18 protein-coding genes and 1 pseudogene are annotated in these 20278 nt (G+C 36.6%); 13 read left to right on the top strand and 6 right to left on the bottom strand.

Annotated elements, in window-relative coordinates:
- Nucleotides 1-929, top strand: a pseudogene (locus tag J582_RS21735) (DNA polymerase III subunit gamma/tau); the annotation flags it as partial.
- 325 nt (nucleotides 930-1254) lie between these two features.
- The gene (locus J582_RS21730; protein ID WP_031983138.1) at nucleotides 1255-3483 is read left to right on the top strand and encodes a phosphocholine-specific phospholipase C; all 2229 of its coding nucleotides are present in this window, start codon (nucleotides 1255-1257) and stop codon (nucleotides 3481-3483) included.
- 49 nt (nucleotides 3484-3532) lie between these two features.
- Here the strand turns inward: J582_RS21730 and J582_RS21725 are convergent, their stop codons facing one another.
- Nucleotides 3533-3967, bottom strand: a complete 435-nt coding sequence (locus tag J582_RS21725) for an acyl-CoA thioesterase (RefSeq protein ID WP_031983137.1) — start codon at nucleotides 3965-3967, stop codon at nucleotides 3533-3535.
- Nucleotides 3967-5124: an iron-containing alcohol dehydrogenase gene (locus J582_RS21720; protein WP_032048583.1), complete on the bottom strand. Its 1158-nt coding sequence runs from the start codon at nucleotides 5122-5124 to the stop codon at nucleotides 3967-3969. The genes J582_RS21725 and J582_RS21720 overlap by 1 nt, the downstream gene beginning before the upstream one ends.
- 294 nt (nucleotides 5125-5418) lie before the next feature.
- Between J582_RS21720 and J582_RS21715 the strand changes: the two genes are divergently transcribed.
- Together J582_RS21715 and J582_RS21710 are read left to right on the top strand one after the other, a co-directional pair.
- Complete coding sequence (locus J582_RS21715) at nucleotides 5419-5778, top strand: YcgJ family protein (RefSeq protein WP_002049049.1); 360 nt, start codon at nucleotides 5419-5421, stop codon at nucleotides 5776-5778.
- A gap of 280 nt (nucleotides 5779-6058) precedes the next feature.
- On the top strand, nucleotides 6059-6601 hold the full coding sequence (locus J582_RS21710) for a cysteine hydrolase family protein (RefSeq protein ID WP_022575566.1): 543 nt from the start codon (nucleotides 6059-6061) through the stop codon (nucleotides 6599-6601).
- 201 nt (nucleotides 6602-6802) lie between these two features.
- On the opposite strand, the gene J582_RS21705 is transcribed toward J582_RS21710, so the two are convergent.
- The gene (locus J582_RS21705) at nucleotides 6803-7276 is read right to left on the bottom strand and encodes a winged helix-turn-helix transcriptional regulator (RefSeq protein WP_031983135.1); all 474 of its coding nucleotides are present in this window, start codon (nucleotides 7274-7276) and stop codon (nucleotides 6803-6805) included.
- A gap of 62 nt (nucleotides 7277-7338) precedes the next feature.
- On the opposite strand from J582_RS21705, the gene J582_RS21700 reads away from it, so the two are divergent.
- The 5 genes from J582_RS21700 (at nucleotide 7339) to J582_RS21680 (ending at nucleotide 11587) form a co-directional block, all read left to right on the top strand.
- On the top strand, nucleotides 7339-7566 hold the full coding sequence (locus J582_RS21700; protein ID WP_031983134.1) for a tautomerase family protein: 228 nt from the start codon (nucleotides 7339-7341) through the stop codon (nucleotides 7564-7566).
- Nucleotides 7567-7866: 300 nt separating this feature from the next.
- Nucleotides 7867-8370 carry a low molecular weight protein-tyrosine-phosphatase gene (locus J582_RS21695; RefSeq protein WP_031983132.1) on the top strand — a complete coding sequence of 168 codons (504 nt, stop codon included), beginning with the start codon at nucleotides 7867-7869 and terminating at the stop codon, nucleotides 8368-8370.
- 19 nt (nucleotides 8371-8389) lie between these two features.
- Nucleotides 8390-9424 (top strand): UDP-N-acetylmuramate dehydrogenase, encoded by a 1035-nt coding sequence (murB, locus tag J582_RS21690; protein WP_031983131.1) that lies wholly within the window; start codon nucleotides 8390-8392, stop codon nucleotides 9422-9424.
- Between the two features lie 4 nt (nucleotides 9425-9428).
- Nucleotides 9429-10559: a YdcF family protein gene (locus tag J582_RS21685; protein ID WP_031983129.1), complete on the top strand. Its 1131-nt coding sequence runs from the start codon at nucleotides 9429-9431 to the stop codon at nucleotides 10557-10559.
- Nucleotides 10559-11587 (top strand): alpha/beta hydrolase, encoded by a 1029-nt coding sequence (locus J582_RS21680; RefSeq protein ID WP_002052112.1) that lies wholly within the window; start codon nucleotides 10559-10561, stop codon nucleotides 11585-11587. Before J582_RS21685 ends, J582_RS21680 begins: the two co-directional genes overlap by 1 nt.
- Before the next feature lie 60 nt (nucleotides 11588-11647).
- Here J582_RS21680 and J582_RS21675 read toward each other — a convergent pair whose 3' ends face one another.
- The 3 genes from J582_RS21675 to J582_RS21665 form a co-directional block, all read right to left on the bottom strand.
- Nucleotides 11648-12151, bottom strand: a complete 504-nt coding sequence (locus J582_RS21675; protein WP_081404935.1) for a hypothetical protein — start codon at nucleotides 12149-12151, stop codon at nucleotides 11648-11650.
- A 61-nt stretch (nucleotides 12152-12212) separates the two neighbouring features.
- The gene (locus tag J582_RS21670) at nucleotides 12213-13268 is read right to left on the bottom strand and encodes a linear amide C-N hydrolase (RefSeq protein ID WP_031983126.1); all 1056 of its coding nucleotides are present in this window, start codon (nucleotides 13266-13268) and stop codon (nucleotides 12213-12215) included.
- A 208-nt stretch (nucleotides 13269-13476) separates the two neighbouring features.
- Complete coding sequence (locus J582_RS21665; RefSeq protein WP_002052116.1) at nucleotides 13477-15150, bottom strand: FMN-binding glutamate synthase family protein; 1674 nt, start codon at nucleotides 15148-15150, stop codon at nucleotides 13477-13479.
- A 523-nt stretch (nucleotides 15151-15673) separates the two neighbouring features.
- Here J582_RS21665 and J582_RS21660 point away from each other — a divergent pair.
- The 4 genes from J582_RS21660 to J582_RS21645 form a co-directional block, all read left to right on the top strand.
- Nucleotides 15674-16105 (top strand): hypothetical protein, encoded by a 432-nt coding sequence (locus J582_RS21660; protein ID WP_004886671.1) that lies wholly within the window; start codon nucleotides 15674-15676, stop codon nucleotides 16103-16105.
- Between the two features lie 534 nt (nucleotides 16106-16639).
- On the top strand, nucleotides 16640-17164 hold the full coding sequence (locus J582_RS21655) for a spore coat U domain-containing protein (RefSeq protein ID WP_031956504.1): 525 nt from the start codon (nucleotides 16640-16642) through the stop codon (nucleotides 17162-17164).
- Nucleotides 17165-17255: 91 nt separating this feature from the next.
- The gene (locus J582_RS21650) at nucleotides 17256-17963 is read left to right on the top strand and encodes a molecular chaperone (protein WP_032048582.1); all 708 of its coding nucleotides are present in this window, start codon (nucleotides 17256-17258) and stop codon (nucleotides 17961-17963) included.
- Nucleotides 17964-18003: 40 nt separating this feature from the next.
- The coding region (locus J582_RS21645; protein WP_032048581.1) for a fimbria/pilus outer membrane usher protein at nucleotides 18004-20278 on the top strand (2275 nt) is incomplete at its 3' end.

Raw genomic sequence — 20278 nt, 5'->3', positions numbered from 1 at the left:
CTGAACCTGAACCTGAACCTGAACCTGAACCTGAACCTGAACCTGAACCTGAACCTGAACCTGAACCTGAACCTGAACCTGAACCTGAACCTGAACCTGAACCTGAACCTGAACCTGAACCTGAACCTGAACCTGAACCGCAGTCTAATCAGGATTTAATGGTATTTGACCCAAACCATCATGAGCTGATTGGGCTTGAGTCAGTACCTGTTCAAGAAACGATTAGTGTTCTAGAGGAAGATTTCATTCCAGTACCAGAACAAAAGGCAGTACATGTTCAGGCTGAAACCCAAGCCAAACAAACTGAACCTGAGCCAACATTTACTGCTGAGCCGCAAGGTTTGTTTGAAACATCTGATACTGAATTTTCTCTGGGTCAAGATGCACCTGTAACTCATGATTTGGTTTCTGAACCTGTTATTGAGCAGCAAACATTGGTGCAAGCCGAAGTGGTTGTTGAAACTGCTACAGTTATCAAAGAGTCTAGTGCAACTGATAACGGGCAGTTGATGCCTCAGGATATTTTGAAGCTTTCTGCTCAAGTTTTAGAAGGCGAGTGGACACTTGAAAAGTGGGAATATTGGTTTAGAAATAGTCAGCTTTCCCCAGCCGTTCAAGAACTTGCTCAACATGGTGTGATGACTGGTGAAATTGGAGGCAACACGATTTTCCATATTCCTCAAGAATATGAAAATATGTTAACCCAATTACAGCAAGGCCTAATTGATGCTTTAAAGCAACAATGGGCAGATACACAGTTTACAGTTGAATATGGTGCAGTTCATACATCTACACCTTATGTTATGCAAAGCATTCGTAAAGAAAAAGCTTTCCATAGAGCGACAGAGCTATTACAGCAACAACCTGTCATTAAAAGCCTTATAGAGACTTTTGATGGTGAATTACAAAATATTCAATTAAAGCCTTAATTCCAATTGAGTTTTGATTTGGTGAAAAATATGGAAATAATAGAATTTTCATATTTTTCACTGGATTGAAATATTCAGGTCACGCCACTGTCATTGTACTTTTCTATGTTAGCCATTTTAGATTTTAAAATGGACTATATATCGTCATGAAAAGGCAATGTACAGGAATAACTTCCTTTAAATATTCATATTTCTTACTAATCGGTGCACTCTTACTGAGTGGTTGTAACGACTCTGCAAATGATAATTCGAATACACCAGACACAGGTAAAAAGCCTGTAATGCGCTGTGCTCCATAACCTTAAATAATAAAAAGAATTTGATCATGATTACACGTCGTAAATTTTTAAATTACTCTTTAAATATGGGCTTTGGTGCTGCAGCGTTGGCGGCTTTCCCATCAAGTATTCAAAAGGCTCTAGCAATTCCTGCAAATAATAAAACGGGCACCATTCAAGATATTGAGCACGTTATTATTTTGATGCAGGAAAACCGATCTTTTGATCATTACTTTGGTACGTTAAAAGGCGTTCGAGGTTTTGCTGACCGCTTTACAATTCCTTTGCCAAATGGTCGTAAGGTTTGGGAGCAGCTTAGACGCAATGGGCAAGTTTTAACGCCTTTTCATTTAGACGGTACAGCCAATAATGCACAGCGCGCAGATGGTACGCCGCATACGTGGAATGATAGTCAGTTGGCTTGGGACAATGGCCGTATGGCGAACTGGCCAACCCATAAAACTGATATATCCATGGGCTATTTTAAAGAAAAAGAAATTCCATATCAGTTTGCACTTGCCAATGCCTTTACGATTTGTGATGCCTACCATTGTTCCATGCACACTGGAACAGATGCGAACCGATCTTTTCATTTAACTGGTACCAATGGGGCAACAGCGACTAAGCGTTCATTTGTAAATAATGAATGGGACTGGATTGATGGTAATCCCGCTACGGCAGATCGTGGTTATACATGGAAAACCTATGCTGAACGCTTAGAAGAAGCAGGTGTTAGCTGGATTTGCTATCAAAATATGCCGGATGAATGGGGCGATAATATGTTGGGTGCGTTCCGTTCTTTTAGAAAGGCCAACATTGCATCCGGTTATCCCGTTTCAAGCGGTGGAGAGCCGAATAAACCGTATGCCGATACGGGTCAAAAACTACCGTATAAAGCCTATGATGCGGCTACTGATAATGCCAAAAATCCACTATATAAAGGCATTGCCAATACGCTACCGGGCAATAAACCAGAAGAGTATCTTGACGCTTTTAAAAGAGACATTCGTGAAGGAAAGTTACCTCAAGTTTCTTGGATTAATGCGCCATCAATTTACTGTGAACATCCGGACCCTTCAAGCCCGGTTCAAGGGGCATGGTTTATTCAAGAAATTATTGATGCTTTAACTGCTGTACCAGAGGTGTGGAGTAAAACAGCACTACTTATTAACTTCGATGAAAATGATGGTTATTTTGACCATATGCCGTCCCCATCAGCACCATCTCGACTCAAAAACGGCCAGTACGCAGGTAAGTCGACACTAAGCAATGCTGATATGCAGGATGAATATTTTGATCATGCTGCACCTGAAGGAAGCCATTCACAGCCTACACCTGATGGACGTGTTTATGGTCCGGGCCCGCGTGTTCCTTTATATGTGATTTCTCCATGGAGCCGTGGTGGTTGGGTAAACTCGCAAGTGTTTGACCATACTTCTGTGCTCATGTTCTTAGAAAAACGTTTTGGTGTAAAAGAACCGAATATCAGTCCATACCGCCGTGCAGTGTGTGGTGATTTGACCAGTGCATTTAACTTTAAAACACCAAATGCTGATGCTTTACCACAGCTTGATGGTAAACAAACACGTGTGCAGGCAGATACATTAAGAGAAAATCAAGAAGCCTTGCCCGCTGTTCCTGTACCTACGGATATTAAGTTACCGATTCAGCAAAGTGGCATACGTTTGTCGCGTGCGCTACCTTACGAATTGCATACCAGTGCGCGCTGTAAAGCGGACGGTAAGGTACAATTAATATTCTCTAATACAGGTACGCAAGCTGTGGTTTTTCATGTTTATGACAAGCTCAACTTGGATCGCATTCCAAAGCGTTACATTGTCGAGCCGAATAAAACTTTAGATGATGAATGGGATGCTTTAAAAGATAACTTGGGCCGTTACGACTTATGGGTACTCGGTCCAAATGGCTACCATCGTCATTTCAAAGGGGATATTCAACGTATTGTTGATAGTGGCGTTAAACCTGAAATTCGCGTCTGTTATGACATTGCCAATGGTGATGTTTATGTCGAGCTTATGAATGAAGGAACCAAGGATTCAATATTGACGCTAAAACCTTGTGCATATCGACAAGATGCGCCGTTACAACTTACCGTAAAAGTGGGACAGGTTATTAAACAACATTGGGCTTTGGCTGATGTAGGGCATTGGTATGATTTTGAAGTAACTAGTCAAAGTGATCCATATTATTATCGACGTTTTGCTGGTCGAGTCGAAACGGGTGAAGACTCTTTTAGTGATCCCGCAATGATGTAAGTTTGAAGAGGGCAAAAAAGAACAGATCATTTTCTTTTTGCCCCATTTTTTATAATAAATAACTTTTTAAAGCTTCACGAACTGACTCAGAAATAGGTACAGTCTTACGCGTTTCACGATCTACAAACACATGCACAAAATGTCCTTGAGCTGAGGCTTGATCTTGACCTTGTTTAAAGATCGCTAATTCATAACGTAGAGAAGTCGTACCAATTTTACCAATCGCAACACCTACTTGAATAATTTCTGGAAATGATAACTCTTGTAAAAAGCTACAAGCTGAATCAACCACTAACCCAATTGATTTTGCTTCATGAATATCAAAACCTGTTTTTTGAATGAGTAAAGCATTGGCTGCTGTATCAAAGTAACTATAGTAAGTTACATTATTCACATGACCGTAAATATCGTTATCTGCCCAACGCGTTTGAATGTCTAAAAAGAACTTAAATTGATCTCGATTTTTTAAAACTGGTTTAGTCATTAATGAATCGCCTGATAAATTGCCAAAGCGGCGGCTTCTGTCATGTCTCGTGGGTTATTTTGTAGTAAGCGAGTTTGCAACATGGCATCTTGAGCAAGCCGAGGTAAGCTCGACTCATCAATACCCAAATCTCTAAGTTTTAAGGTCAAGCCACTATGGTCTAAGTGGTTCTGCATATGGTCAATGAACAGATCACACAAGCCATCAGTGCTGCCATTGCTATATGGGTCTAACCATTGCATAAGTTCCGCATAGTATTTTTTTGCATTCGGCGCATTAAATTTTAATACTTCAACCAGCACTAAGGCATTGGTATGTCCATGCGATAAATGAAAATGTCCACCCAGTGGATAAGCTAAAGCATGTACCGCAGCAACGGGCGAGTTTGCAAATGCTTGCCCCGCGAGCATTGAACCAAAAAGCATGTTTTGACGTGCTTCTAAATCATTACCATCTTTAAGAACTTTCGGTAAATTATGGTTCAATAATTTCAGTGCATGTTTGGCTAAAATATCGGTATAAACATTTTTTTTGTGTTTAGAAGTATATGCCTCAATGGCATGGACCATAGCATCGATACCAGTTGCAGCGGTAATATGTGCTGGAAGGTTTTGAGTAAAAGTTGCGTCAAGAATTGCTGTATCAGCATATAGTACTGGGGAAACAATCCCCATTTTTGTTGTCTCGCCAGTAGTTACAATTGAGATAGGCGTTACTTCTGAACCTGTGCCCGCAGTAGTAGGAATCAATATAAGTGGTAGGCGAGTGGTGGTTACTTGGTTTACGCCATACATCTCTTGCAAACTTTGAGTTTGATCAGGATGCGAGAGCAAAGCGATTACTTTTGCCACATCCAAAGAGCTACCACCTCCAAAACCAATAATGACATCTACATTTTGCTGTTTTGCATAATTGGCCGCATCTAAAACGACTTGTTCTGGCGGATCAGCCTGCACATCTGCATAAATGACATATTCAATATTGAGGGTATCTAAAATTTGCAGGATGGGACGGTGTAATTGGTTTTTAACCATACCAGCATCTGTGACTAGCAATAACTTACGGTAAGATTTTGAAGACAAAACATTCTGTAATTCTTGTATAGAGCCTAAGCCAGAGATGATATTTGGAACAGTTTGAAATTGAAAATGGCTCATATACATTATTTCCTTATTCTTGAAAATTATTGTTGAACGGTTCTATTCAATCTTTAAGTAACTTAGCATAAGACGCTTTAAAATAAAGTAGTTCTGAGGCAATTATGTTGAGGGTTGTATGAGGTGAGCACTGTTTGTATGTGCTCGAAGAGGAATATTTAACAGGTGTACAAGTTATTTAAAAGGCCATTGAACCGTGGGCTTTTTGTTATTTGTGGCCTTGTGTAGATTTTCGAGCAGGTTAGTAATTTTATATAATGTCTTAACAATTTATAATTTTATTCGGTTCTAAAAATGAAAATTTCTAAAACTTTACTTAGTGTTATTGGATGTACTTGCTTCATGCTTAGCTCTGCAGCGATGGCGAAAACTAACTCTGGTGTATATTCACCTCAAAAGGGTGTCATTTGTGATAAATACATTTGTGCGGACAAAAAAGGCGTCTCTAAAAAACTTACAGCTAAATATTTAGGTCCTTATAAAGCGAATAAAGCTTTCTCTCAAGGCGATTTTGATACTTCAGCATTTACATTCTCAAATGGTGTGTTTTGTGATACCAAAACAAAGCTATGTCATGTCGATCGATACTTTCAAAATGGGCATCGTAGCAAAATTGATAAAAATATGACTGATAAATTATTCAAAAATAAATAATTTTCCCGTATTAAATAAGGTTTGACTAAAACGATCAATAACTTAAAAGACAAAATTTTGTGTTTTAAAAAAAAATTATGCTATGTTTAAATACGCTTTAATGATGAGCAAGTTTAATTCATGAACTGTTTACCAAAAAAAATCAATACCACCACCACGACCTTTAAAAAAGGCTGCGTGTGATTTTTTGTTAGAGCGACTTAATAAAATACCTCAACCCAGCCAATAATGGCTGGGTTTATTTTTCTCTGCTCATTATTGGCTTTTTCAGAGAAAGATTATGGACCAAAGTTATAACTCAAAATCAGTTTTACTCATCATTGATATGCAAAATGGACTATTCAAAGCAAAGTCGACGCCATATAACCATCAATTTGTACTTTCAAATATTCTTAAGCTGATTAATTATCACCGTTCCAATAACAAGCCAATTATTTTTGTCCGTCATGTCGGCGAAAAAGATACGCCTTTAGATCCCGATAGCCTAAATACTCAGTTGATAACAGAGTTATCTTGCAATCCAGATAAAGATATTGTCATTGAGAAAACATATCCGAGCAGTTTCAAGCATACTGTCTTAAAAGAACTATTAGAGAAACTTGATATTGATGAAATTATAGTGAGTGGGATGAAAACGGAATATTGTATAGATACGACTATTAGAGCTGCTTCAGAGTTTGGATACAAAGTAACTTTAATCTCTGATGCCCATACAACATCTGATTCTACGGTTTTAGATGCGCAGCACATAATTGATCATCATAACCAAGTTTTAAACAATGCTTTTGCTAAGGTAAAAACTACTGAAGAGTTTTTCCATTAAATAATGATTATTAGCTATTGGTAGGGTTTTAATTGTTAAGTATTTCTGTAAAATTGAGATGTTGCCTTAAACAACAATAAACCTTAATGATCAGCGCAAAGTCATAAGGGGAAGCCTACTTGAAAGAGTAGGCTTTTTTTATATTATCTATAAATATCTTTCATTTAGGCTTAAACATAAAAGAGAGGAACATACAAAAATTTATTTCTTATGGCTACGATGAGTTAGTTTCAGTTCCAAATGATTAAAATCTATAACTTGGTCAAATGAATCAACAAGTTTTAATTTGAGTTCATCATCTGAATTTTTCTTAAAAACTTTAACAACATCCCGATCTGCTTCAATAAAATTACCGCCAGATTCAAGCATAGCAAGCAAAACAATATTTAGGCTTTTACCTTTTTTGGTAAGTAAATATTCTTTACGTTCTCGTACACCTATTTCTTTATAAATAGATAACTCAAATATTTCTAATTCAATAAGATGTTTGAGACGATTAGATAAAATTTGTTTTGATATTCCTGTATTTACTAAAAAATCATTAAATTTTGTTACCCCATAGAAAGCTTCTCTTAATAAGAGGATTGTCCATCTGTCACTCAATATTTCAGTAATTTTAAAGATTCCACATACATCTTCGGGAAATTTATGGTCTGGAATAATTTGATTTGACATTAGAGGAAGCTCCAATTAGGATGAGTCTGTAATTTAGACCTAGTATTAATTCAGGTAGCATTATGCCATTTATAAATATACAAACTATAGAAGGTTTACTCGATAAAGACAGTAAGGCCGAACTTTTTAAACGGATAACAGACTTATTTGTAGAAATAGAGGGTAAGGGTAATCCTACTTTTCGAGAGCATGTTTGGATAAGAATTGATGAATATCCACCTGAACAGTGGCAATTAGGTAGCTTAAGTCCAACAAAACAAATGATTGAGTTAATGACTTCAGCAAAATGATTTGTTCAAAGCCCTTTAAGTAGGGCTTTTATAATTGAGCGGGCTTTGCTCAAAATATTTTTGATACCCCTATTTAAAATAAAAAGACAAAATTAGCTACTTTATCGACTGATTTATCAACTTTTAATCTATTGATAAACATTATTTTCCTTTTCAACACAAGTGAGTTTTGACAAAATGCAACAGGTCATCAGGATCAATACAGACTTGGCCAGATTTATAGTTTGTTAGCATTTTGCAGTAACTTTGCAAGTAACCTGTTTATTTCTATGTAATTCAAGTGTTTGGAACTAATTTCTAATGGAAACACAATATAAGGTTTTATGTGTCTGTTTAGGAAATATTTGCCGTTCTCCCACCGCTGAAGTGGTTTTCAGACATTATTGTGATAAGCATCAACTCAATGTAATCGTTGATTCGGCTGGAACGAGTAATTATCACCCAAATAAAGCTCCTGATCAGCGTAGCCAAAAGCATGCTAAGAAAAGAGGCTATGACTTGTCATCTTTACGTGCTAGACAACTTTCAACTCAAGATTTTTTAGAGTTTGATTTGATTTTGGCAATGGACCATCAAAACTTTGAAGATATTCATGATTTATTGCAAAACGCTATCTTTCAGTTTGGTAGCCATCGAATTCGAGCAAAAGTCGCATTAATGAGTGAACATGATCCCCAATATCCAAAGCAAGCTTTGCCTGATCCTTACTATGGTGGTGATGACGGCTTCGAGCGTGTACTTGACCAATGTGAATCGAGTACTCTCGCATGGATTAATGTTTTGAAAAAACAATTGAAAGTTTAAGAATAGGTTTATCAATACAATGCAAATTCAAAATCAAGTACAGCTTAAGCCATTCAATACTTTAAGTTTAGATGTAACAGCTTCTCATTATACTAAGATTACGTCTGTTGAAGATATTAAAGAAGCTTTGGATTTTGCTAAACAGCATGAGCTAAATGTACTTGTTTTATCTGGCGGTAGTAATATGTTGCTGCCACAGCAAATTAATGCATTAGTCATTCACCTTGATATTCAAGGTATAGAGGTTTTATCTGAAGATCAGAATTTTGTTCGAGTCAAAGTAGGTGCAGGACAGGTTTGGCACGATTTTGTTTTATATAGTACACAGCAGAACTGGTTTGGTTTACAAAATTTAGCCCTTATTCCTGGCTTAGTGGGTGCTTCACCAGTACAAAACATTGGTGCCTATGGCGTTGAAGTTGGTGAGTTTATTGAGTCAGTACAGGTCTATGACCGTAAACTTGGAGAGACACAATCAATTTTAGCGGCCGACTGTCATTTTTCTTATAGACATAGCATTTTTAAAGATGATCCGACGCGCTATATCATCACGCATGTCACCTTTAAATTACTCAAGCAACCTCATTTAAAGTTGAATTATGGTGATTTAAAGGAAGCAGTTGGAGACAATCTCACTGCTGAAAATTTACAAAATCAGGTCATCCGTATTCGTCAAAGTAAATTACCTGATCCAAAAGAATATCCAAATGTAGGAAGCTTCTTTAAAAACCCGATTGTAAGTGCTCAAGAATTTGAACGCTTAATCACACAATTTTCAACAATTCCACATTATCCTCAAGCCAACGGTAACGTTAAAATTGCAGCGGGTTGGTTAATTGATCAAGCAGGTTGGAAAGGAAAACAACTTGGTGTGGTGGGGATGTTTCATAAACAAGCCTTGGTTTTGGTGAATTATGCCAATGCATCTCTTGCTGATGTAAAGAAAACTTATCAAGCTGTACAACACGATGTTGATCAGCGTTTCCATGTTATGTTAGAACCAGAACCTGTGCTTTATAACAGTTTAGGTTTAATTGAAAATCATACGGAATAGTTCTATGCCAAAAGTACACTTGATGGTACGTTTTGTACAAGTAGTTACTGTACTATTTGTACTATTGGGCTGTTTCGTGGTTTTTCTATATTCGCCATTTTATTCAAAACTTATTGTAGCTGGACTTAACTATTTTGTTCCAGTAGATGTGAATGAAGTGGCAGCGGAAAGCCAGCGAAAAGCTGCATTAAGTGAACATGATAACTTAGAGCCTGGTTCAAACTTATGGATTGCTCGTCAGGCTTATTTAAAGCTTACCGAAGATGCTATACGTGAAAAAAAGACAGCAGACTTGGGCTACATGCAAGAAAACTATAAAGCTTTGCAGCAAATTATTCTTTTAGAAGAAAAAGAACAAGAGATGGAAGAAGAGGAAGAAACTTCAGCTATAAGTGTTCCATTAGTCGCGAAAAACTCAGAAATTGATGCAGCTGATGAAACAAGTAGCCCTATAGATGAAGCGCTTTTTATTAACAGTTCTGAAAACAAAGCTCTTACTGAACAATATACCGAGTTTTTAGCAAGAAAACCCGTAGTACCTGAACATCAAAAAGCGGTAAGTGAGCCTGAGCAAAAAGTTGAATATGTCCGTAAAAATCCTTTGCCAACTCAACCTAAAAAGTTAACAGAACCGTATGCTATTGTAGTACTAGGTGGCGGTTTAACTTTAGATAAAAATGGCAAAGATATTGTAGTTAATAGTTATACCCGCTTAAGACTAGAGAAAACGTTAGAAGTTGAAAAGCAAAACCATCTACCAATTGTATTAAGTGGTGTTGAAGCACCATATATGCAAGCATGGTTAAAAAAACGTGGTGTCGATGCAAAATTATTAGAACAAAAAAGTATGAATACTTGTGAAAATACTCGTTTTAGTTCATTACTGCTTCAAAAGAAAGGCGGTGCACCTACAGTAATGTTAGTTACAGATGAATATCATATGCCGCGTACGCGCCGTTTATTTGCTCTGAATGGTATCGAAACGATTCCAGTTATTGCCCCTATGCCAACACCGCTTACACGTTGGCAACCGAGTATACAAAACTACGATCATAGTCGTCGTGCAAATTATGAATTACTTGCGACAATTCGTGACATGTTATTTGGTTCAAGTGATTGTCGAGAGGTGCCTTAATGTCTGAGATTCCATTTCTCAATCCTGCCGTATTAAAACAATTAGATTTACCGGTACCTAACCGTGATCTCACTCCACAAGTTTTAAGTCCACTCAATTTAAATACATTAGAAGAGCCTTCTCGTGAACTTTTAGCATACCGCAAATTATACGGTTTGCATTTACTCGACTGTGACCATTGGCAAGGCTATGTTCAAATGCCTTTATTTCGTCTGCATGTCCAAGTTTTTAAGCCTAAATTAGACAAAGTACAGGGGACTGTATGTTTGTTGCATGGCTATCTTGAACATAGTGGGATTTATCAACCTATTATCCGTGAAATTCTTGAACAAGGCTTCAGTGTAATTACTTATGATTTACCTGGTCATGGTTTAAGTAATGGTTCACCTGCAAGTATTCAAAATTTTGATCATTACCAGCAAGTTCTAATGGCGGTTTATCAGTATGTCAAACATGCAGATCAGTTACCAAAACCGTGGGTGGGTATCGGCCAAAGCACGGGTGGAGCAATCTGGATGCATCACTTGCTCGAGTATGCTGAAAAAAGACAAGATCCAATTGTTGATAGAGTTTTGCTACTTTCACCTTTAATTCGACCAGCTAAAACAGCATGGTGGCATAATCCAGTGGGACTGGGCATTATTCGTCGTATTAAACGCCAAGTACCAAGACACTTTAGACGTAACAATCATAATCCTGAATTTTTACGTTTTGTTCGTTTAAAAGATCCATTACAACCACGCATGATGGGGATGGACTGGATTTTAGCAATGTCAAAATGGATGCAAGAAATGGAAGAGCGTCCAGCTTGTCGTATTCCTGTTTGGTTAGCACAAGGGGCATTAGACCAAACGGTAGACTGGCGCTATAACATTGAGTTCATTCGACGGAAGTTTAGACTTCAAACCTTGTTAATGCTTGAAGAGGGGTCTCATCAATTAATTAATGAACGTGCAGATATACGTGCAGCTTTAACTGGTTTAATTCCAGCCTTTTTACATGCTAAGCCAAAGCATTTTTATTATTAAAAAATTAATGCACTCACTCTAGTCAATAGATTGAGTGCATCAGTTAATCAAATCAGATGATTATTTTAAGCTTTGATAAAGCTCAACGAAATTTTTATACACTGAAGATTGCTTTTGCGGTGAATACATATTTCGCTCAATAATACCTTTATCAGTTTTAACTAAAACATTAATGTTTTTCGCGTTTTTAAATTCCTGTAAGAATTGACTTGGAATAATAAAGTATGTCGTCGAGTGCTTAGGAACAAGGCGACTGACATTTGTTTTCTCAGTAGCTTGAGCTGGTTTATAACTAAATTGTTTCCCGTCAATATCAAATACTAATGAATTAATATCATAGAAGTTATAACTACTACTTAAATGTACATCTACGCGGACTTGGTTTTTCTGTTGTTCATTCCATTTAACGAGTAAGCTTGGACAAAGTTCTGTAGGTAAGCAATTAAGCTGACCCGCTGTCTTTACCTCAGATGTTGTTGTCGTGGTATTAGACTTATACGAAGTCGTACTACAAGCTGCTGTAAGTAAACAAGTACCTAATAAAAATAGGGCTTTTTTCATAATGTAATTCCAAGAAAGCACGTTTAATATTATTTATCTTAGAGATGATAAATTTTACCCTTCATTAAAGAGTTTTGGGGCTTAAAAAAGCAAATGGTTTTGCAATTTTAAAGTCAGAAGTCGCATCTCCAGCATAGATATGGCTTTGCTCGGGACCGAGATCCAGTCTACGCGTTTTACCATCTTTAAAATTTATTTTCTTCAAGTCGACCCAAAATACATTTGGTGATAAGGCTGATTCAAAAAAATAAAGCATCTGTTTATGGTCTGCAACAGTTCTCCAGCGAGTCGATGAAATATTAGGCTCTTCTTGTGTATTCAATCCATATGGAACAGAGGCATTCCGAATGACACTAAATACAGAAGCCTGAGCTTGTTTCATATCATCAGTTTTTGGAATTGCATTAATATAAAATGATGCTCGTGCAAAACGGTCAGAAGCACGGTTAGTACCTGGTAGCATAACGGTGCCGCCGATTTGTTTCCAATATTCCGCAAGTGCAAGCTGTTTATCAAATGTAGGGGAATTAGTCATAATTTGATAACTTCGGCTGTGATGAATCACTTGTTTTCCGCCGATATATTCAATGATTGCACTATCACCTGTTTTATCGGAAATAGACAAATGGAGTGTTGTGAGTCTTGATTCGCCCGGAACGCTATCTGTCACGATTGTATAGGGTTCTTTTTCAAGAGCTTTAACGGCTTCATCAACGGTTGCAAAATTGTCGAGTAGATACTGCGCCCAAGCTGCAATACTTAATAATGGTTTATTAGATTTTTTTACATCTGGATATTGAGATTCGACTAACCATAAGACATTAGCGACTAAACCAACCTCATTCATTCCATCGGTTGTAGCAACTTCATAACCTGTAGCAATAACGCTGCCATATTTAGACGTCCATTTTATTGAATTTGGTCCTGCACTCCCATCACGGGCAACACCACTCGGCAAAATCCATAAATTTGTGCCTGTATCAACCTTCCAGTCCATTGAGCGGGCTGTAATAACATGTTGGTCATTGCCTAAATATACCGCACGTGTACAAGCGGCTGCATAGCTACTTAAACCAACAGCAAGAGCAATAAAAGTGGGAATGAATGTTTTTTTTAACATGAGTGAACACCTTCTTGTTATAACAATTTGAGGATATTTATTTAATAAAATTAAAGTGTGTATATTATTTATACTTTTATAGTAGGTGAAAAATATAGCAAAGACAAATTAATAACAGAATTTTATTTAAATAAAAATCACATAATAAGTTAGAAAATAGAAGGGCATCACAATAAAGATGATGCCCAAATAATCAATCTAATTTAAATTAAAAATGATTGGCATCGGCCATATTCCACATACGGTAATAGAAATTATCATCATCATTTTTTAGTTCAGATTGTAAAAGTTCTCCTTCTTTCAAGAAGAAATGCAATTGAGCATAGTTCTTGATTTCACGGTCATTTACACGCTGAGCCAAATGATGAGCTTTAATATCTGAAGGATGGCGTAAACCAGCAGCAGCAATCATTTCTGATAAGGCATGTAATGTATTTTTATGGAAATTAAACACGCGCTCTGCTTTAGTGGGTACATGTAGTGCTTTTTGACGGTCTTTATCTTGAGTTGCTACACCTACAGGACATTGGTTGGTATGACAACTTTGCGCTTGAATACACCCAACTGCAAACATAAAACCGCGTGCTGAGTTAACCCAATCTGCACCTAATGCAAAAGTACTAGCAATATCAAATGCGCTAATAATTTTACCGCTTGCACCAATTTTAACTTGGTCTCTTAGTCCAGCACCTACAAGCGTGTTGTGTACAAAACGTAAGCCTTCACGTAAGGGAGTACCAATATAGTCACTAAACTCAATTGGTGCTGCACCAGTACCACCTTCAGAACCGTCTACCACAATAAAATCAGGCACAATTTTTGTTTCAAGCATTGCTTTTACAATACTCATAAACTGCCAAGGTTGCCCAATACATAGTTTAAAACCAACAGGTTTGCCGCCAGATAAAGTGCGTAACTTTTGCAAAAAGTGCATCATTTCAATTGGTGTAGAGAAGCTAGAATGTTTTGCTGGTGAAATACAGTCATGATCACGTGAAACACCACGAATTTCGGCAATTTCAGCAGTAATTTTATGCTTAGGTAAAATACCGCCATGCCCGGGTTTAGCACCTTGTGAAAGCTTTAACTCAATCATTTTGATTTGTGGCAATTGAGACTGTTTAGCAAACTTTTGTTCGTCAAATTTTCCATCTAAAGTTCGACAACCAAAATAGCCACTGGCAATTTGCCAAACAATATCACCACCATTTTCTAAATGATAAGGGCTGAGACTTCCTTCACCAGTGTCATGATAAAACCCCCCCAACTGTGCACCTTTATTTAATGCACGAATTGCATTTGCACTTAAACTACCAAAGCTCATGGCAGAGATATTCATAATAGATGCACTATAGGGTTGAAGGCATTGTGCATTACCAATTTGAATACGAAAACTCTTAGGATCTGCTGGTGGGCATGGACTAATTGAGTGAACAATAAAGCGATAATCTTGTTGATAGACATCTATGATTGACCCGAAAGGTTTATCGGCATTTTCATTTTTTGCACGTTGATAAACTAAGCTTCTTTGCATACGCGAGAAAGGTAGAGCATCTTGATCGGCTTCAATAAAGTATTGGCGAATTTCTGGACGTATATCTTCAAATAAAAAACGAAAATGACCCATAATTGGGTAATTTCTCAAGATAGAGTGTCTATTTTGTAAGACGTCATATAAACCCAATAAGCTTAATGCACCAGTAACGACCCATAAACCATTGAGTAGAGTATCTGAAATAAAATAATAGATACTATGAGGCGTATATACGGTTCTAAACCACGTGATACTAAGTGCCGTAAAAATACACAAGAACCAGAGTGAATGGCGTGAAAAGAATGTATTGAGAAATTTATGTCGAATGATTTGTGCTGGACTCGCCATATGTGAACAAATTCCTAATGTTTTACTGGCACATACCTTGCCAAGAAGCAGCTTAAACTACAAGTAGGGAATTGTTAGCTGTAAGAGCATATATCAATAGTAAATGATTATATTTAAGATTAAATTGAATAGAGGATATTTAATTTTCTAAAAGTTGTGGCGTAATAATTTTAAGATAAAGTTGGTTTTATAAATAATGAACTTTTATAATTATTGCTTTGATTATAAAATATATGAGAGTTTTTATGGTTTAGATGTTTTAAATAAGCCTGCTATTATTTATTAAGCTAGTTAATAAAAAATCTAAATAAATCTGGGAATTAATCTAAACAGTTTTTTAACTTTATAAATTTAATCAAGTCTGAAATTTGCTTGTATGAGTTTGATCAAAAATCTAGCTTTTAAGTTAATGGCTTTATGTTTTTTTAAACATTTTTTGATAGTATTTGTCAATTGAAAGGATATTTTCAATAGATTTTATTACAACTATATAGCATTCTAAAAAATCAAGTAAGGGTTTGAAATGAGCTGGAAATTTTTAACATTTTCTGTTTTTTTTACTGATATTTTTTTATTGTTTTTAATGTTTTATCTTGGCTATGACTTCGAAACTTTTAAAAAAGTAGCTTTAGCTGAAACTTTACTAGTTATTATTGCCCTAATATTTGATTCCATGGAACAAAAGAAGAAACCTATTTTTCCTGGTTGTATCGTCTATCCATTGTTGGGCATTTTATTCATTTTAGGATTTACACCTATTCTTGATTTTTTTGCAGAACGACCAAAAGGATTCCATAGTTGGGATATTAAAAATATGTGGATGATTAATGTGAATGAAGGAAATTATCAATTAAATAGACTTGCTTGGTATGGTAAAGCTTATGTACAACTGGGCTTTGCAATGGTAGGGGGAATTTTAGGATTCATTTTTCATTTAGTCTTTAGAAATACTTAAAGCATATTTATCTTTTTTGCTAAAGCTAGATGACATTTCTTACCTCAATTTTGGGAAAAGTGATCAAACCACCTTTCACTTCCTTAGAATTCTTATTCATAGAATATTATTTTCTTATTCATTTAAAATATATAGAACAAACAAAAGCTTAAATTTTGCTCTCCTGCTGGAAGGGAAATTTTAATAAATGATAAACTATAAAGAATGATGGTAAAATTTAACTAATGAAATTTTATGATTTTTTATTAAAACTAATAAAAAAGTGAATAAAATTACCGGAAATTTCTACAAAAAGTGGTATAGACCATATAAAAACACATAATTGAGAAATCCATCGGATTTTGAATTGTTAATAGATATTTAAAATGAAACTAATATCAGCATTTTTGTTGTTTTTTTGTATGATGCGCGCACAGTAGAGTAAAAAAAAAGACGCTTTGAAAAAACAGTCAGAAAAGCTAGTGATTGGATTGGGGAAGGCTAGTTTTTACATCTATTAATTCTTATTGGCGTAATGTAAAAAGGTTTTCAATCATGAAAAAATCTCTCATCGGTTTAACAGCAATTGCTATGGGGTTAATGTCTATCAATGTCGCAAATGCTGCAACGGCTACAGGTACATTAACTGTTAAAGCAACAATTACAAATAGTTGTGTATTGAATACATCAGCTACGGGTACAACTGCTAATGCAGTTTTAGATTTTGGTACTTTAAGCTCTCTTGCTAACAATGTAGATGCAGATACGACTACTACGGGCGGTACAGCTATTAAAGTGTTATGTAACAATACTGTGCCATGGACTTTAGCTTTTGATGCAGGCAAAAATGCTCAAACAACTCAACGCCGTATGATTGGTGGTGCAACAAGTAACGAATATATCCCTTATAACCTTTTCTCTGACACTAACCGTGCAACAGCAATCGGTATTTCAACAACAGCCTATAGTGGTACAGGTACTGGCGCAGTACAAACAGTGAACGTGTATGGCCGTATTCCTGCTGGCTCAACTTTGCCAAGTGCAGGTAGTTATGTTGATACTGTGACTGTTACTTATTAATTTTAAATAAGTTCTATTCATTGTTGACGCTAGCTCTTATTTGAAAGAGCTAGCTTAAGTTTAATTTGAGAAAAGTAATTCTGGGCAAATCATGAGAAAAAATATCTTTGTTGCTACAAGTTTATTATTATTTTTGCCTAGTATGTTAAATGCTGCCTCAATACGTCTTTCTCCTGTAAATGTTGAAATATTGAGTGATCAGACTGCATCTTCAATTAGCTTGTATAACCAGTCAAATGAAAGTGCTGATTTACAGGTACGTATATTTGAATGGAACCAAAATGCTGGGCAAGATCAATTAATTCCTACAGATGATATTGCAATTAGCCCACCTTTTTTAAAATTAAAACCTAATGATTCTTATAATTTACGAGTAGTTAGAATTAAGCCGGAACCAATTTCTGGTGAAAAAACCTACCGTATTATTATTGATGAATTACCCAAGCCTATTGATAGCCGAAAAGCTTCTCAAGGTGTAAATGTATTGCTTCGCTCATCATTGCCTGTGTTTGTAGTCAATAAAGATGCGATGACTAAGCTGACTTGGTCAATACAACAAGAACAAAATAGTGCTTATCTTTCCATTAATAATATTGGCAATCGCCATGCACTGTTAAATAATTTAACGCTTGTAGATACTACTTCAAACAAAAGTTATCCGATTAAAGTAAATACCGTAAATGGTTATATTCTTTCCGGAAAATCAAGAAACTTTAATATTAGTTCTGATTTTAAATTTCAAGCTGATCATAAATATAATATTTCATTGAATATTAACGGTAAGCCAGCATCTCTTTAAAGAGGCACATATGAAATATCTCGTAAGTGCTTTATGTGTTATGTATTTGCCGATTCATGCTTTTGCTGAATCATTACAAGATAACACCAATGCTGCTTTACCCAATATTCCGGAAGTAACAAACTCCGCTTTTCAGGCATCTGGTTCTGATAAAGGCTATATTCAGCTATTTTTAAATATTTCGATCAATTCTAATACATCTACTGATTTAATATCGGTACACCAAGATCAAGATAAAAAGTTATATGTTCGTGCCCGTGATCTAAAAGCTTTAAGGCTAAAAATGGATGAGCATATTCCAGATAGCCAATGGGTATGTATTAATGAACTTAAAGGAATCCAGTTTAAATATCTGGAAAATGAGCAATCTTTAAACTTACAAGTTCCTTCGAGCATGTTGAGTGACTATTCTGTTGACTTAAATGGTCAATCGACTACAAACACTAACTTGCTGAAAATGAAACCCTTAAATGCTGCAATCCTGAACTACAGCCTGTACCACACTATAACCAATGATGAGAGTATTTTCTCAGGTTCAGCTGAAGGAATTTTTAATAGTGCACTCGGTAACTTTTCATCAGGCGTTTTATATAACGGTAGTAATGAAACGAGCTATAGCCATGAGAAGTGGGTGCGTCTGGAAAGTAAATGGCAATATGTAGACCCTGAAAAAGTCAGGATATATACCCTAGGTGACTTTATTTCTAACAGCTCGGACTGGGGCAGTAGTGTGCGTCTTGCCGGTTTGCAGTGGTCGAGTGCCTATACCCAGCGTGGTGATATTGTTACCTCGGCGTTGCCGCAATTTTCCGGTTCGGCGGCACTGCCTTCAACACTGGACTTATACGTTAACCAGCAAAAGATTTATTCAGGCCTTGTTCCGTCAGGCCCATTTGACATTAAACAGCTGCCGTTTATTTCAGGAAATGAAGTCACACTGGTGACGACTGATGCCACAGGTCAGCAAATCATTACTAAAAAGCCTTACTACTTTTCATCGAAGATTCTGGCAAAAGGCATAAATGAGTTTTCAGTAGATGTTGGGGTTCCACGCTATAACTATGGGCTGTACTCAAACGATTATGATGATGCCACCTTTGCCTCTGGTGCAATTCGTTATGGTTATAGCAATTCACTAACCTTAAGTGGGGGTGTGGAAGCCTCAACAGATGGTCTTTCCAACGTAGGAACAGGTTTCGCCAAGAATTTGTTTGGTGTGGGGGTGATTAATGCCGATATTGCCGCCAGTCAGTATAAGGATGAAAACGGCTATTCGGCTCTGGTCGGTTTAGAAGGGCGTATTAGCAAGAACATTTCATTTAACACCAGTTACCGCAAAGTATTTGATAACTACTTTGATCTGGCCCGTGTGTCTCAAATCCGATATTTAAAAGAAAACCAGATTAGTGCTGAGCCACAAAACTATCTTAGCTATAGCGCGCTGGCAGATGAGATTATTAGGGCAGGGATCAACTATAACTTTTATGCAGGCTATGGTGTTTATGTCGGTTATAACCAGATCAAGTACAGTGATAACTCGTATAAGTTACTGTCTGCCAACTTAAGTGGAAGTTTAAACAAGAACTGGGGTTTTTATAGTTCAGCTTATAAAGATTATGAAAACCATAAGGACTATGGCATTTACTTTGCGCTGCGCTATACGCCATCTATAAAAGTTAATGCAATAACAAGTTTTTCTAATGACAGTGGTAAAACAACGTATAGACAAGAAGTAAATGGATTTAGTGATCCACACATTGGCTCATTTGGATGGGGTGGATATGTAGAGCGAGATCAGGATGCGCATACTAACAATGCATCGATCTATGGTTCGTACCGAGCAAGGGCTGCGTATCTGACAGGTCGTTATAACCGAATTGGGGATAATGACCAAGTTGCACTTTCAGCGACAGGATCGTTGGTTGCGGCGGCAGGACGTATATTTGCGGCCAATGAAATAGGGGATGGTTATGCTGTTGTCACCAATGCCGGACCGCAAAGCCAAATTATAAATGGTGGGATAAATCTAGGAACAACTGACAAGTCTGGAAGATTTCTTATTCCTAGTCTTATGCCATATAGAGAGAACCATATTTATTTAGATCCATCATATCTTCCTTTAAATTGGAATGTTAAATCTACAGATCAAAAAACAGTAGTAGGCTATCGCCAAGGGACTTTAGTCGACTTTGGTGCTCATCAGGTTATTTCAGGTTTAGTGAGAGTGGTTGATAAAAACAACTCACCATTATTACCAGGCTATAGCGTTCGAATTAATGGACAGCAAGATGCTGTAGTGGGCTACGATGGTGAAG

The sequence above is a fragment of the Acinetobacter sp. 1566109 genome, from assembly GCF_000582255.1.
GTDB lineage: Bacteria > Pseudomonadota > Gammaproteobacteria > Pseudomonadales > Moraxellaceae > Acinetobacter > Acinetobacter nosocomialis.
This window is presented reverse-complemented; position numbering and strand designations above follow the sequence as displayed.